This is a genomic window from Chromobacterium haemolyticum, from assembly GCF_002081825.1.
GTDB lineage: Bacteria > Pseudomonadota > Gammaproteobacteria > Burkholderiales > Chromobacteriaceae > Chromobacterium > Chromobacterium fluminis.
The window spans coordinates 172,155-187,742 of record NZ_MUKU01000002.1 but is presented as its reverse complement, the minus strand read 5'-3'; the positions used below and the strand labels follow the sequence as shown (position 1 = coordinate 187,742).

The 15,588-nt window shown below is 65.3% G+C and carries 9 protein-coding genes; 7 read left to right on the top strand and 2 right to left on the bottom strand.

Features of this window, described 5'->3' with window-relative positions:
* Positions 1-159: 159 nt before the first annotated feature.
* Both B0T39_RS02100 and B0T39_RS02095 read right to left on the bottom strand, forming a co-directional pair.
* Entirely contained in the window at positions 160-1,686 is a 1,527-nt protein-coding gene (locus B0T39_RS02100) for an amino acid permease (RefSeq protein WP_081544587.1), read from the bottom strand.
* A gap of 567 nt (positions 1,687-2,253) precedes the next feature.
* The gene (locus B0T39_RS02095) at positions 2,254-2,496 is read right to left on the bottom strand and encodes a hypothetical protein (RefSeq protein WP_081544586.1); all 243 of its coding nucleotides are present in this window, start codon (positions 2,494-2,496) and stop codon (positions 2,254-2,256) included.
* Between B0T39_RS02095 and B0T39_RS02090 the strand changes: the two genes are divergently transcribed.
* From B0T39_RS02090 to B0T39_RS02060, 7 genes are all read left to right on the top strand, one after another.
* Positions 2,486-3,466 (top strand): isocyanide synthase family protein, encoded by a 981-nt coding sequence (locus tag B0T39_RS02090; RefSeq protein ID WP_081544585.1) that lies wholly within the window; start codon positions 2,486-2,488, stop codon positions 3,464-3,466. The genes B0T39_RS02095 and B0T39_RS02090 overlap by 11 nt on opposite strands.
* Before the next feature lie 35 nt (positions 3,467-3,501).
* Positions 3,502-5,238: an isocyanide synthase family protein gene (locus B0T39_RS02085; RefSeq protein WP_081544584.1), complete on the top strand. Its 1,737-nt coding sequence runs from the start codon at positions 3,502-3,504 to the stop codon at positions 5,236-5,238.
* 66 nt (positions 5,239-5,304) lie between these two features.
* On the top strand, positions 5,305-6,558 hold the full coding sequence (locus tag B0T39_RS02080) for a glycosyltransferase (RefSeq protein ID WP_081544583.1): 1,254 nt from the start codon (positions 5,305-5,307) through the stop codon (positions 6,556-6,558).
* A 115-nt stretch (positions 6,559-6,673) separates the two neighbouring features.
* A complete protein-coding gene (locus tag B0T39_RS02075; RefSeq protein WP_254894469.1) occupies positions 6,674-7,927 on the top strand; it encodes an MdtA/MuxA family multidrug efflux RND transporter periplasmic adaptor subunit in 1,254 nt (417 codons plus the stop codon).
* A gap of 15 nt (positions 7,928-7,942) precedes the next feature.
* Positions 7,943-11,044 (top strand): MdtB/MuxB family multidrug efflux RND transporter permease subunit, encoded by a 3,102-nt coding sequence (locus B0T39_RS02070; RefSeq protein ID WP_081544581.1) that lies wholly within the window; start codon positions 7,943-7,945, stop codon positions 11,042-11,044.
* Complete coding sequence (locus B0T39_RS02065; protein WP_081544580.1) at positions 11,041-14,139, top strand: multidrug efflux RND transporter permease subunit; 3,099 nt, start codon at positions 11,041-11,043, stop codon at positions 14,137-14,139. Before B0T39_RS02070 ends, B0T39_RS02065 begins: the two co-directional genes overlap by 4 nt.
* A 5-nt stretch (positions 14,140-14,144) precedes the next feature.
* Positions 14,145-15,515: an efflux transporter outer membrane subunit gene (locus B0T39_RS02060; RefSeq protein WP_254894468.1), complete on the top strand. Its 1,371-nt coding sequence runs from the start codon at positions 14,145-14,147 to the stop codon at positions 15,513-15,515.
* The last annotated feature ends 73 nt before the right edge of the window (positions 15,516-15,588 follow it).

The following is a 15,588-nucleotide window of genomic DNA, read 5'->3' as shown; positions in this document are numbered from 1 at the left end:
TCGTTCGGACTCCGGCGGCCCTCCGCGGTTCCGGCGTGTCGAGCGCGCGCCCCGCGTCGGCGCGGAATCCATAGCAATCAGTCTCTTACGCAAAACAGCCCGGCAATGCCGGGCTGTTTTGCTAGCTGCCGCCCTAAGGCTGGCAGAATTCACAGCGGATCAGCGCGTGGCGGCGGCCAGCTTGCCGTCCTCATTCTCTTGGCGCAAGGCGCGGGCCTTGACCAACGCCTCGCTGAAATCAATCTCTTCCAACGCCACCATTCGGGTTTTGTGCTTGAACTTGTAGCCCAACCACAGCACCAGGAACAGCGGGATGCCTAGGTAAGTGGCAATCACCGCGCTCCAGTCGATATGCCCGCCGATGAAGGCCTCGTAGTTCTGGCCCAGCATGATCAGCAAGCACAGCGCGAAGGCGAACAGCGGCCCCAGCGGGAACCACTTGGCCTGGTAAGGCAGGTCAGCCAGATCGTGGCCCTGCTTCACATAGCCGCGGCGGAAGCGGTAGTGGCTGATGGCCACGCCCAACCAGGCGATGAAGCCGGTCATGCCAGAGGAGTTCAGCAGCCACAGATAGACCGCGTTGGTTTCAAACAGCGAGGTCAGGAAGCACAGCGCGGCGATCACGCTGGTGGCGTACAGCGCGTTGCGCGGCACGCCGTTGGCGGACAGCTCGGCAAAGCGCTTGGGCGCCATCTTGTTGCGCGCCATGGTGTACAGCATGCGGGTGGACGCGTACATGCCGGAGTTGCCGGCGGACAGGATGGCGGACAGGATTACCGCGTTCATCAGGCTGGCGGCCATGGCGAAGCCGGCGCGGTTGAACACCAGGGTGAACGGGCTGGCGCCCACGTCCTTCATATCGTTCTTCAGCAGCAGCGGATCGTTGTACGGCAGGATCAGGCCGATGATCAGGATGGACAGCATGTAGAACATCAAGATGCGCCAGAAGATCTGCCGCACCGCGCGCGGGATGGTCTTGCCCGGATTGGCGGACTCCCCGGCAGCGACGCCGATCAACTCCGTGCCCTGGAAGGAAAAGCCCACGATCATGGCCACGCCCACGAAAGCGGCCATGCCGCCCACAAACGGCCCCTGCCCCTGCTGCATCACCGATAAACCCGGCGCGATGCGCTGCGGGTTGGGGTCGGTCATGATGCCGAAGATCATCAAAAAGCCGATGACGATGAAGGCGATGATGGTGGCCACCTTGAGCATCGAACACCAGAACTCGGCCTCGCCGAAGCCCTTCACCGAGAAATAGTTGAGCACGAAGATGATCAACAGGAAGCCGGCGCTCCAGACAATGCCGGGCACCGCCGGATACCAGTAATGCATGATGATGGCGGCCGCGGCCAGCTCCACCGCCACGGTGATGGCCCAGTTGTACCAGTAGTTCCACCCTTGGGCGAAGCCGAAGGCCGGATCGACGAAGCGCGAACCGTATACCTGGAAAGAGCCGGATTCCGGCATGAAGGCGGCCATTTCGCCCAGACTGGTCATCAGGAAGTAAACCATCAGGCCGATCAGGGCGTAGGCGATCAAGGCCCCGCCGGCGCCGGCCGACGCCACGGTGGCGCCGGAGGCCAGGAACAGGCCGGTGCCAATGGAGCCGCCGATGGCGATCATCGACAGGTGGCGCGCCTGCAAGGTGCGCCTAAGCTCTTGGCTCTCTTGTTTTTTTTCCATCTCTTTGTCTCAAGTGCGCCTGCTCGGCGACATTGCTTTCGGCTCGCTGCGGCCAGCCGGCGGCCTGCTGTCGCTACGACAGGCAGTCGTAATCGAAACGCAAAAGAATGACAGCAACCACGACTGTTGACTAGTCAAACATGGCTTTGAAGCTTAAAAAACGAAAATGTCATGTTCGCAAAGGAATATCGCACCCGGTTGGACTGCGACCAAGCGCCTGCGACGCGGTCCCGCAAGCGCCTCGCGACGGATCTGTCGCATGAATCATACAGTTTTCACCCGTCCCGCCCGCTCCAGCACCCGGTTTGAAACGCGGCGCGACCGAGTCGCCGCACCGTGGTTGCATGGGAAAACTCACAGTCGACCACCGTCTTGCTCTGTTTACAAACAAAAATGAATCTCATTTGCAAAAATGACAAATAAGACCCTGTCATACAAAGATAAATTTAAATTTAATCCAAATTAAAACAAATAAGACATCACAAACCGTCACAATCTTATTTACAATTTTCACACCTCAGTACTGAATAAAAAATCACTCCAATCGAATAAAAAACTACTCGCCTCTTATTCGTTCAATCCCTTCGCCATATCAATATAACGATTGCTCATAACTCTATAGCGGCTAATTTGTTCGCCCGCTCCCGACATCTGCCATAAAATGGCCGCGCTCACTAAAGCAAATCGTGTTCTTTCCATTATTTTGGTCACCATATAACGATAAGCAAAACGCTCGCGCATGAACGCGGGCAAATCGCAATTCCATCGCTTTTGATTCCACAACCAATTGAGATAAACCATGAACGCCATTGTCGACCCTGTTTTTCACCCTTCCGGAGTTTCCGCCGCGGATCTCTCCCGGCAAATACTGGAGCGGGTTTTCAAACTGCGCCGCATCCACCCGGAGGACCTGGCCGCCACGGAAGATCTGGACGCGGAAATGGCTCCGCACCTTCCCAAGATTCAAGCCGCCGTTGCCCGCCGCCAGCCGCTGCAAATGATTCTGCCGGCCTTCCCCGGCAAATCGCCCAATCGTAATAAAACCCTGGGCGCGATGCCCGATTTGGCCGAGCGTCACGCAATGGATAATCTGCACCAACTCTGCAGGGACATTCAGAGCATCTACCCGCCGGGCGCTCAAGTCGCCATTTGCTCTGACGGATATTGCTTTTCCGACGTGGTGTATATCCCGGACGCGGAAGTCGCCGCCTATATGGACGACTTGATTCGCTATACGCGGCAACGCCATGGCGACAGCTTTCGCTTTTACGACTTGAAAGATCACTTCAGCTATATCGGCGACCTGGATTCGCAGCGCGAAGAATTGCTGATTCTTTACAGCGACTCCATCGAACAGATCAAACGCCAATGCCAGGACGAACCGGCGATGCGCGCGATGTACCAGGGCATTACCCGCTTCCTGTTCGAGGACGCGCAAGGCATGGAGCGCTTCGCCGGCCACAGCAAGACCAGCTTGCAGAAAATGGCGCGCGCCAACGCCTACCGGGTGATTCAGCGCAGCAACGCCTGGAGCCGGCTGCTGGAACGCGCGTTTCCGGACAGCCTGCGCCTGTCCATCCATCCGCAATTTCGCGTGTCGGCCAAGATCGGCGTGCGACTGGTGGACAGCGTCGACGCCTGGCTGACGCCCTGGCACGCGGCCGCGATCAAGCACGAGCACGGCGTGATGTTGAAAAAGCGCAGCGACATCGACGAAAACCAGTCCGCCTTGGTCTTTGTCGACGGCCGGCCCAGCCACTTCATCGCCACCGCCGCCTGAAACCCCGTCTTTCATTGTCCATTTCGAGTATCGCCATGCAAAACGAACCCCTTGTCGCTTCCATCGTCTCCATTTTGCTCGACGCCTTCCAAGGCGAAGCCGACCACCCGCAGCGCGAATCTTACCGTCAGGCGCTGAGCGCTCAAGTGGAGCGCTTCGTGCGCCGGCAACAGCCGCTGCAACTGCTGCTGCCGGGCTTTCCGCTGAAATCGCCCAACACCCGCGACAAAACCGCGTCCGACCGCCCCGACTACGCCGAATACGCGGCGCTGGAACGGCTGGATCGCCTCTGCCGCGCCGTCGGCCGCGTCTACCCGGCCGGTTGCGCGCTGGAACTGTTCAGCGACGGCCTGAGCTTCCACGATCTGCTGGACATCCCGCGCGACACGGCCAACGACTACCACCGCCGGCTGCGCGCGCTCTACGCCAGCCCGGTGCTGCGCTGGCATGACTACGCCAGCGTCCAGCCCGGTTTCGACCGCCAGCGCGACCGCGCCGAAAGCGTGCTGCGCCGCTACCTGCCCGCCGCGGCCGCGGACTTCGCCCAGCCTCTGCCGGAAAACCAGGCCGGTCGCCTGCCGCAATGGCTGGGCCTGCTGCGCGAAGACAATGCGGCGCGCGGCATCGCCGAGGCCGAAGACTGGCCGCAGCGCGCGCTGCGCCTGGCTTGGCGCGGCATCGCGCTGGACGCGATGCTGGCCGAACGCTTCCCGGAAGCCATCCGGCTGACCATCCACCAATCCGGCGCGCCCGGCGGCAAATTTCCCATCCGCCTGTCGCCGGCCCAGGCCGAGGCGGCCTTGCCCTGGCACCGCGTCTACCTGCTGAACCTGGCCGGCCGCGGCGAGCTGGTCTCCAAGCGCCAAGCGCTGGACGCGCGCCGCGCCAAGGCGGTGAGCTTCGACGGCCAGCCCTGGCTCTATCTGGAACAAGCCGACGCTGAATGGGAGGGTTGCGAACTATCGGTCATGCTGGCCGGCCGCTTCGGCCTGCTGATCGAAAACCGCCGCCCCGGCGCCAACTGCCTGTCGCTGCCGCGCCCGGCCTTGACCCGCCTGGCTCAGCTGTTCGGCTTCGTCGCGCTGCGCGGCTTCGCCGTAGAGGACGAGGACAATCTGATCGACTTCAGCGCCCAGTTCGGCACGCCCTATATCTGGCAGTTCGGCGCGGTGCACAAGGTGAAGCCGGAGGAAGACGCCGACGGCTTCGTTCACTCCTTCGAGGAACTGCCGCTGCACTGGGACTTGAGCATGCTGCCGGCCGACAATGAGTTCGTGCGCAAGAACCCGCGCTTCAGCGCCAGCCTGTTCGCGATGTATTGCAAGACAGCGCCGCAACACGGCGAAGGCCAAACCACGCTGGTGGACGCGCGCAACATCCTGCGCCAAGTGCCGACGGCCACGCTGTCCGAATGGGAGCGGCTGGAAATCCGCTACCACACCAAGTTCACCTATTTCGGCGGCGACGCCCGCGTCTACCCGCTGGTGGAAGCCCACCCGGACACCGGCGAATCCGTGCTGCGTTTCCAGGAAAACAGCAACTCCGAACTGCAGAAGTTCTTCGTCGACGTGGAAGAGCGCGCCGACGACTACCCCAACCTGGTGCAGGAACTACTGGAACGGGCCTATGCGCCGGAAAACCTGATCGAGCACGACTGGCACGACGGCGACCTGGCGCTGATAGACAACTACAACAGCCTGCACGGCCGCCGCGCGATGACCCGCGCCTCGCGCGGACGCGAGCTGTGGCGCGTTCAGGTCCACAAAGGCTAAGGCCCGCCCCGCGCCGTCCGGCCCCGCCGGACGGCCTTGCTTCCCTCCCATCCCCTAAGAGCCGCCATGAACCCACGCAAGCAGAAAATCCTCTTCGTCGGCGAGGCCGTCACCCTGGCCCATGTCGCCCGCCCCTATACGCTGGCCGCCGCGCTGCCCGCCTCGGACTACGACATCCATCTGGCCGCCGCGCCGCGCTTCGACTATCTCTACCAACGCGAGGACATCCATTACCATCCGCTGCTCACCAAGAGCTGCGAAGACTTTCTTCACGCCGTGGACAACGGCAAGGCCCTGTACCGCCGCGAGGAAATCATCGCCTACGCCGAGGAAGAATTGCGCCTGATAGAACGCCTGGACCCGGACATCATCGTCGGCGACTTCCGCCACTCGCTGGGCATCAGCGCCGCGCTCTCCGGCAAACCGCTGATCAACCTGATCAACGCTTACTGGAGCCCCCACCGCCGGCCCGAGCCGCTGCCGGTGCCGGAGCTGACCAAGATCAATCTGCACCGCCTGCCCGTGATGACGCCGCTGATGCGCTGGATCACCCCGCTGGCCACCCGCCTGCTGGCGCGCTCGCTCAACCGCGCCCGCGCCCATTACGGCCTGGCCCCGTTCGCCAATTGCTTCGAAGCCTGGAGCCACGGCGATCAAGTGCTCTACTACGATTCACCGGAGCTGGTGCCGCTGGGCCCGTTGCCCACTCACCACCACTACCTGGGCCCGGTCACCTGGTCGCCGGGCGGCCCGCTGCCGGACTGGTGGCCGCAACTGCAAGACCGCCCCACCGTCTACCTGTCGCTGGGTTCCTCCGGCAATCTGGCCCTGCTGCCCACCCTGATAGATCAACTGCTGGGCGAAGGGCTGCAAGTCATCGCCAGCACCGGCCGCCGCCAGCGGCTGCCGCAGCGTTCCGGCCTGTTCAGCGCCGACTTCCTGCCCGGCGAGGCCGCCGCCGCCCGCGCGGACCTGGTGATTTGCAACGGCGGCAGCCCCACCAGCTACCAGGCGCTGCAACAAGGCCGCCCGGTGATCGGCATCCCGTCCAATATGGACCAGCTGCTGGCGATGCGGCATATCGAAGCCTACGGCGCCGGCGTCACGCTGCGCCGCCACCACATCGAAACCGGCCGGCTGCCGCCTCTGTTGCGGCGCATGCTGTCCAAACCCTCCTATCGCCAGCGAGCGCAGCAACTGGCCTGGCATTTCGCCGCCACCCGGCCGCACCATACATTTCGTCAGGTCTTGCAACAATTCGACATACAATCGCCGGCGCAAGCAAAGCCCGGTTCAAACAAGGAGCGCATAATGCCGTAAGCATCGACCCTCGGCCTACTGCGGCGCCCCTCACCGCCCACCCATGCCGGCGGTCGCCTTTGAACGATCCGGAGCGGCCCTCGCCGCTCCAAGGCCGCACTCCTGGAGCCCCGCCGTGACCCAATCCGCCCCGCCTCGCCGCCCGTTTTACCGTTCCCCGCTGTGCTGGGGCCTTGTCGTCGCTCTCGCGCTGGGCGGCGGCTGGTGGTGGCGGCAACACGCGGCCGCGGACGCCGCGGGCCAACGCCGCGCCGCGCCGCCGGCGGCCGTGGGCGTGACCGCCGCGCAACGGCAGAACGTCCCCTTGCAGATCAGCGCGCTGGGCACCGTCAACTCCACTTACACCGTCACCGTACGCAGCCGCGTGGACGGCCAACTGGACAAACTGCATTTCGAAGAAGGCCAGCCGGTCAAACAAGGCCAGTTGCTGGCGGAATTGGACCCGCGGCCGTTCCAGGCCGCGTTGGCCCAAACCGAAGGCCAGTTGCTGCGCGACCAGGCGCTGCTGCAAAACGCCCAGTTGGATCTGAACCGCTACCGCCAACTACTGGAACAGAACTCCATCGCCAAACAGCAGGTGGACACCCAGCAAGCGCTGGTGCGCCAGTACCAGGGCACGGTCAAGCTGGACCAGGGCGCGGTGGACAACGCCCGGCTGCAGCTCAGCTACAGCCGCGTCACCGCGCCGGTGTCCGGCCGCGCCGGCCTGCGCCAGGTGGACCCGGGCAACATCGTCCACGCCAGCGACGCCAACGGCCTGGTGGTCATCACCCAGACTCAGCCCATCAACGTGCTGTTCTCGGTACCGGAAGTCAGCCTGGGGCCGGTATTGCGGGCCAGCCGCGCCAAGCCCGGCCTCGCGGTGGAAGCCTGGGACCGCGATAACCGCAACAAGCTGGCCGACGGCAAATTGCTGGCCATAGACAACCAGCTCAACACCAGCACCGGCACCGTCAACCTCAAGGCCCGCTTCGCCAACGCCGACGAGGCTCTGTTCCCCAATCAATTCGTCAATGTGCGCCTGAGCCTGGGCGAACAGGAAAACGCCGTCACCGTGCCGGCCGGCGCGGTGCAGCTGGGCAAGGCGGGCAGCTATGTCTATACCGTCAACGCGGACAGCAGCGTCAGCCTGAGCCAGGTGAGCGCCGGCGCGCGCGTCGGCGACATCGTCGTCATCGAGCAAGGCCTGAAGCCCGGCCAGCGCGTGGTGGTGGACGGCCTCGACAAACTGCGCGACGGCGCCAAGGTCACCGTGGTGGACCGCGCCGCGCAAAACCGCCAGGCCGCCCAGGCCGCGGGCAAAAACGGGCGCCACAAACGCGACGGCAGCGGCCCGGCCGGCAAACGCCGCGCCTCGGCGGCGCAGTAAGCGCGGAGAGACGGCATGAATCCCTCGCGCCTGTTCATTTTGCGGCCGGTGGCCACCACCTTGCTGATGGTGGCCATCCTGCTCACCGGCTTAGCCGCCTGGCGCATGCTGGCGGTGTCCGCCCTGCCGGAGGTGGACTACCCCACCATCCAGGTGGTCACCCAATACCCGGGCGCCAGCCCGGAAGTGATCACCTCCTCCATCACCGCGCCGCTGGAACGCCAGTTCGGCCAGATGCCCGGCCTGTCGCAGATGTCGTCCACCAGCTCCGGCGGCGCCTCGGTGATCACCCTGCAATTCAGCCTGGAATTGAGCCTGGACGTGGCCGAGCAGGAAGTGCAGGCGGCGATCAACGCCGCCGGCAACCTATTGCCGTCCGACCTGCCCAACCCGCCGGTGTACAGCAAGGTCAATCCGGCCGACACCCCCATCATGACCATCGCCGTCACCTCGCCCACGCTGCAGCTGACCAAGCTGGAGGATCTGGTGGACACCCGGCTGGCGCAGAAGCTGTCGCAAGTGCCCGGCGTGGGCCTGGTCAGCATCAGCGGCGGCCAGCGCCCGGCGGTGCGCATCCAGACCAACCCGCGCCAGCTGGCCTCGCTGGGCCTGACGCTGGAAGACGTGCGCACGGCCATCGCCAGCGCCAACGTCAACCAGGCCAAGGGCAGCTTCGACGGCCCGCACCAAGCCTCCACCATAGACGGCAACGACCAGCTCAAATCCGCAGACGAATACCGCGGCGTCGTCATCGCCTACCGCAACGGTGCGCCTATCCGCCTGTCCGACGTGGCCCAAGTGGTGGATTCAGCGGAAAACACCCGCTTGGCCGCCTGGGCCGGCGCCACCCCCGCCATCATTCTCAATGTGCAGCGCCAGCCCGGCGCCAACGTGATCCAGGTGGCGGATCGCATCAAAAACCTGCTGCCGCAGCTAAGCGACGCCCTGCCCGGCGCGGTGGACGTCAAGGTGCTGAGCGACCGCACCGTGACCATACGCGCCTCGGTGGCGGACGTGGAATTCGAACTGATGCTGGCCATCGCCCTGGTGGTGATGGTCATCTTCCTGTTTCTGCGCAATGTGCCGGCCACCCTCATCCCCGCGGTGGCGGTGCCGCTGTCCCTGGTGGGCACCTTCGGCGTGATGTACCTGGCCGGCTTCTCCATCAACAACCTCACCTTGATGGCGCTGACCATCGCCACCGGCTTCGTCGTGGACGACGCCATCGTGATGATAGAAAACATCGCGCGTTACATCGAAGACGGCGAAACGCCGATGGCCGCGGCGCTCAAGGGCTCCAAGCAGATAGGCTTCACCATCATCTCGCTGACCATCTCGCTGATCGCCGTGCTGATTCCGCTCTTGTTCATGGGCGACGTGGTGGGTCGGCTGTTCCGCGAATTCGCTGTCACCCTGGCGGTGTCCATCCTGATCTCGGCGTTCATATCGCTGACGCTGACGCCGATGATGTGCGCGCGCCTGCTCAAACACGTGCCGGAAGACAAGCAAGGCCGCTTCTACCACGCCAGCGGCCGCTTCTTCGACCGGGTGATCGCCCGCTACGGCCGCATGCTCAGCTGGGTGCTGGAGCGGCAGACGCTAACCCTGCTGGTGGCGTTGGCCACCGTGGCGCTGACCGCCGCGCTCTATCTGGCCATGCCCAAAGGCTTCTTTCCGCTGCAAGACACCGGCGCCATCCAGGGCGTCAGCGAAGCCTCGCAGTCCATCTCCTTCAGCGCCATGGCGCGCAAGCAGGAAGCGCTGGCGCAGCAGCTGCTCAAAGACCCGGCGGTGGACAGCCTGTCCTCCTTCATCGGCGTGGACGGCAACAACGCCGCGCTCAACAACGGCCGGCTGCTGATCAACCTCAAACCCAAGGAACAGCGCGACGACATCCGCACCGTGCTGACCCGGCTGCAAAGCCAGGCCAACGCGCTGCCGGGCATGGCGCTCTATCTGCAACCGGTGCAGGACCTGACCATAGATTCCCGCGTCAGCCGCACCCAGTACCAGTTCACCCTGCAAGCCACCAGCGCCGAGGATTTGTCCGCCTGGACGCCCAAACTGGTGGAGAAGCTGCGCCGGCTGCCGCAGCTGGCCGACGTAGCCGGCGATTTGCAGGACCAAGGCCTGCAAGCCTACGTCAACATCAACCGCGACGCCGCCGCGCGCCTGGGCGTCAGCACCGCCGCCATCGACAACGCGCTCTACGACGCCTTCGGCCAACGGCTGATCTCCACCATCTTCACCCAGACCAACCAATACCGCGTGGTGCTGGAAGTGGACCCTCAGCACCAGCAAGACCCGCTGTCGCTGAAAAGCCTGTACGTGCCCACCGCCAACGGCGGCCCGGTGCCGCTGGACGCGGTGGCCAGCATAGAGGAGCGCCCCACCGCGCTCGCCATCAACCACCTGGGGCAATTCCCCACCGCCACCGTGTCCTTCAACCTGGCCCCCGGGGCCTCGCTGGGCGCGGCGGTGGACGCCATCCGCCAGGCCGAGACCGAGCTGGGCCTGCCGGCCAGCATAGACACCAAGTTCCAGGGCGCGGCGCTAGCCTTCCAGGCCTCGCTATCCAACACCCTGTGGCTGATCTTGGCCGCCATCGTCACCATGTACATCGTGCTGGGCGTGCTGTACGAAAGCTATATTCATCCCATCACGATTCTCTCCACCCTGCCCTCGGCCGGCATCGGCGCGCTGCTGGCCCTGCTCTTGTCCGGCAATGATCTATCGGTCATCGCCATCATCGGCATCATTCTGTTGATCGGCATCGTCAAGAAAAACGCCATCATGATGATAGATTTCGCGCTGGAGGCCGAGCGCGAACGCGGCATGAGCCCGCGCGACGCCATCTACCAGGCCTGCCTGCTGCGCTTCCGACCCATCCTGATGACCACGCTGGCCGCGCTGCTGGGTGCGCTGCCGCTGATGCTGGGCGGCGGCATGGGTTCCGAGCTGCGCCAGCCGCTGGGCGTGGCCATGGTGGGCGGCCTGCTGCTCAGCCAGGTGCTGACCCTGTTCACCACTCCGGTGATCTACCTGGCCTTTGACCGGTTGGCGCGCCGCCTCCGCCGCAAGGCCAAGCCGGCACTGAGCGCCGAGGGCGAGGCATGATCCCCTCTGCCCCCTTCATCCGCCGCCCAGTGGCCACCACCTTGCTGACCCTGGCCATCCTGCTGGCCGGCTTGCTGGCCTTCAAGCTGCTGCCGGTGTCGCCGCTGCCGCAAGTGGATTTCCCCACCATCTCCGTCAGCGCGCGCCTGCCCGGCGCCAGCCCGGAGACCATGGCCGCCACCGTGGCCACCCCGCTGGAACGGGCGCTGGGCCGCATTGCCGGCGTCACGGAAATGACCTCGTCCAGCTCCCTGGGCTCCACCCGCGTCACCTTGCAGTTTGAGCTGGACCGCGACATCGACGGCGCCGCGCGCGACGTGCAGGCCGCCATCAACGCCGCGCGCTCCCTGCTGCCCACCGGCATGCCGTCCAACCCCACCTACCGCAAGGTCAACCCCGCCGACGCGCCCATCATGATCATCGCGCTGACCTCGGACAGCCTGAGCCGCGGCCAGATGTACGACGCCGCCGACACCATACTCGGCCAGAAGTTGGCCCAGGTGGACGGCATAGGCGATGTCAACGTGGGCGGCGGCGCGCAGCCGGCGGTGCGGGTGGAGCTGAACCCACGCCAGCTCAACCACTACGGCATCGGCATGGAAACCGTGCGCGGCGCCATCGCCGGCACCAACGCCAACCGGCCCAAAGGCTTTCTGGAAAACGACGAACGACACTGGCAGGTGCAGGCCAACGACCAAGCCACCAAAGCCAGCGACTACCTGCCGCTGATCGTCAGCTACAAAGACGGCGCCGCGGTGCGCATCGCCGACGTGGCCGAGGTCAAGGACTCCGTGGTGGACCTGCGCAACGCAGGCCTCCTGGGCCGGCAGCCGGCGGTGATGCTGATGCTGTTCCGCCAACCCGGCGCCAACATCATCGAAACCATAGACCGGGTCAAAGCGCTGCTGCCGCAGCTGCAAGCCTCCATCCCCGCCGCCATCAACATGCAAGTGGTGATGGACCGCAGCCCCACCATCCGCGCCTCACTGCAGGAAGTGGAGCGTTCGCTGCTGATCTCGGTGGCCCTAGTGATCCTGGTGGTCTTCCTATTCCTGCGCAACGGCCGCGCCACCGCCATTCCCGCCATCACCGTGCCGGTATCGCTGGTGGGCGCCTTCGCCGTGATGTACCTGGCCGGCTTCTCTCTCAACAACCTCAGCCTGATGGCGCTGACCATCGCCACCGGCTTCGTCGTCGACGACACCATCGTGGTGCTGGAAAACATCGCCCGCCACATCGAAGACGGCATGAAACCGATGCAGGCCGCCTTGCGCGGCGCGCGCGAAGTCGGCTTCACCGTGCTGTCCATGAGCGTCTCGCTGATCGCCGTCTTCCTCCCCATCCTGCTGATGGGCGGCGTCATCGGCCGGCTGTTCCGCGAATTCGCCGTCACCCTGTCCGTGGCCATCCTGGTGTCCCTGCTGGTTTCGCTGACCACCACGCCCATGCTCTGCGCGCGCTGGCTCAAACCACGCGAAGAACGGCCTCCCGGCCGGCTGTTTCAATGGAGCGAACGCGTCTTCGACGCCATGCTGGACGGCTATCGCCGCAGCCTGGACTGGGCCTTGCGCCACGGCCCGCTGATGATGCTGATCCTGGCCGCCACCATAGGCCTCAACGTCTACCTCTACCTGGCCGTGCCCAAGGGCTTCTTCCCGCAGCAGGACACCGGCCGGCTCAACGGCATGATACGCGCGGACCAGAACATCTCCTTCCAGGCCATGCAGCAAAAGCTGCAGCGCTTCATCACCGTGGTGGGCCAAGACCCGGCGGTGGACGCCGTGCTGGGCTTCACCGGCGGCGGCCAGCGCAACAGCGCCAATATGTTCGTCAGCCTCAAGCCGCTGAGCCAACGCAAGGAAAGCTCGGACCAAGTCATCGCCCGGCTGCGCAAAACCTTGGCGCGCGAACCCGGCGCCCAGCTCTTCCTGCAGGCGGTGCAGGACATCCGCATCGGCGGCCGCGCCAGCAACGCCCAGTACCAATACACCCTGCAAGGCGACGATCTGACCCAACTGCGCGAATGGACGCCCAAAGTCCAGCAAGCGCTGATGAAGCTGCCCATGTTGGCCGACGTCAACACCGATCAGGAAGTCAAAGGCCTGCAAACCACACTGGTCTTCGACCGCGACGCCATGGCGCGGCTGGGCCTGACCCAAGCCCAGGTGGATTCCGCGCTCAACGACGCCTTCGGCCAGCGCCAGGTATCCACCATCTACAACGCGCTCAACCAATACCGCGTGGTGATGGAAGTGGCTCCGCAATACTGGCAAGGGCCGGACGGGCTGGACAGCATCTTCCTGCAAACGCCGGGAGGCCAGCCCACCCCGCTGTCCGCCGTCGCCCGCTGGGCGCCCGGCAACACCGCGCTGTCGGTCAACCACCAAAGCCAGTTTGCCGCCGCCACCGTCTCCTTCAACCTGCCGCCGGGCGCCGCGCTGTCCGACGCCACCGACGCCATCAACCAGGCGCTGGCCGGCGTCGGCCTGCCCAGCAGCATCCACGGCAGCTTCCAGGGCAGCGCCAAAACCTTCCAGGCCTCGCTGGACAGCCAGCCGCTGCTGATCCTGGCCGCGCTGATCGCCGTCTACATCGTGCTGGGCATGCTGTACGAAAGCGTGGTGCACCCGGTCACCATTCTCTCCACCCTGCCCTCGGCCGGCGTCGGCGCCCTGCTGGCCATCATCGCCACCGGCGGCGAATTCAACGTCATCGCGCTGATAGGCGTGCTGCTCCTGATCGGCATCGTCAAAAAGAACGCCATCATGATGATAGACTTCGCGCTCAGCGCCGAACGCGAACAAGGACAAACGCCGGAACAGGCGATACGCCAGGCCTGCCTGCTGCGCTTCCGCCCCATCATGATGACCACGCTGGCCGCGCTGTTCGGCGCGCTGCCGCTGGCCCTGGGCCGCGGCGACGGCGCCGAGCTGCGCACCCCGCTGGGCATCTCCATCGTGGGCGGCCTGCTGCTCAGCCAGCTGCTGACCCTGTACACCACCCCCGTCGTTTACCTGTATCTGGACCGCTTCCGGCTGTGGTGCCGCCGCTGGCGGCCCGCGCGCGCCGCGCTAAACCGCGGAGCCGAGGAATGAAACCCATGAAAACACTAAGCCTTGCGCTGGCCTGCGCGCTGCTGTTGGCCGGCTGCGCGCTGGGCCCGGACTACGCCAAGCCCAAGCTGGACCTGCCGGCCGCCTATAAGGAAGACGGCCGCTGGAAAAGCGCCCAGCCTCAGGATGCCCTGCCTCGCGGCGACTGGTGGCATATCTATCAAGACCCGCGGCTGGACCAGTTGATGGACACCCTGAACCGGCAAAGCCCCGGCATCGCCCAGGCCGAAGCGCAATACCGCCAAGTCCAGGCCTTGCTGAAACAGGCCGAAGCCGGGCTGTTTCCCAGCCTGGGCCTCAACGCCGGCCAAAGCCGAGGCGTCAGTTCCCCCGGCCAGGCCACGTCCACCAGCTACAACCTGAGCGCCAACGCCAGCTGGGAGCTGGACCTGTGGGGCGGCCTGCGCCGCTCCGTGGAAGCCGGCTCCGCCAAAGCCCAAGCCAGCGCCGCGCAACTGGCGGCGATACGCCTCAGCGCCCAAGCGCAACTGGCCACCGCCTATCTGCAAATCAGCGTGGCCGACCTGCAACTGCGGCAACTGCAAGCCAATGAACAAGCGCTGGCGGAAACGCTGAAGCTGACCCGCAATCAATACCAGGCCGGCATTGTTTCCGACGCCAACGTGGCCCAGGCCGAAAGCCAATGGCAAAGCGCCCAGGCGCAGCGGGTGGACAAACAGCTGACCCGCGCCCAGCTGGAACACGCCATCGCCGCCGCGCTGGGGCAGACGCCGGCCAGCTTCAGCCTGCCGGCGGCCAGCGCCGAACCGCGCTTGCCCAGCATCCCCGCCGGTCTGCCATCGCAACTGCTGGAACGCCGCCCGGACATCGCCGCCGCGGAACGCGCGGTGGCGCAGGCCAACGCCGAAATCGGCGTGGCCCAGGCCGCCTTCTTCCCCACCCTCACCCTATCCGCCAGCGGCGGCTACCGCGGCGCCAGCTTCGCAGACTGGGTCAGCCTGCCCAACCGCGTCTGGTCGCTGGGCCCGGCGCTGGCGCTCAGCCTGTTCGACGCCGGCCTGCGCAGCGCCCATAAAGAACAAGCCATCGCCGCCTACGACGCCAGCGTCGCCGGCTACCGCCTGACCGTGCTGTCCGCCTTCCAGAGCGTGGAAGACAATCTGGCCGCGCAACGACTGCTGGGCGAGGAAGCCGCCTCGCAACAGGCTGCGCTGGACGCCGCCCGGCGCGCGGAAACCATCGCGCTGAACCAGTACCGCGCCGGCACCGTCAGCTATCTCAATGTCTTAAGCGCGCAAAGCGGCCGCATCAGCGCGGAAACCACGCTGTGGAACGTGAAGAACCGGCAATACGCCGGCAGCGTGGCGCTGATCGCCGCGCTGGGCGGCGGCTGGTAGGAGCCGACGCCGGCCCCATAGCGAGCGGCGGCGCCTAGGGCGGGAGACGCCGTGGGCGATACCCGCCAGCGGT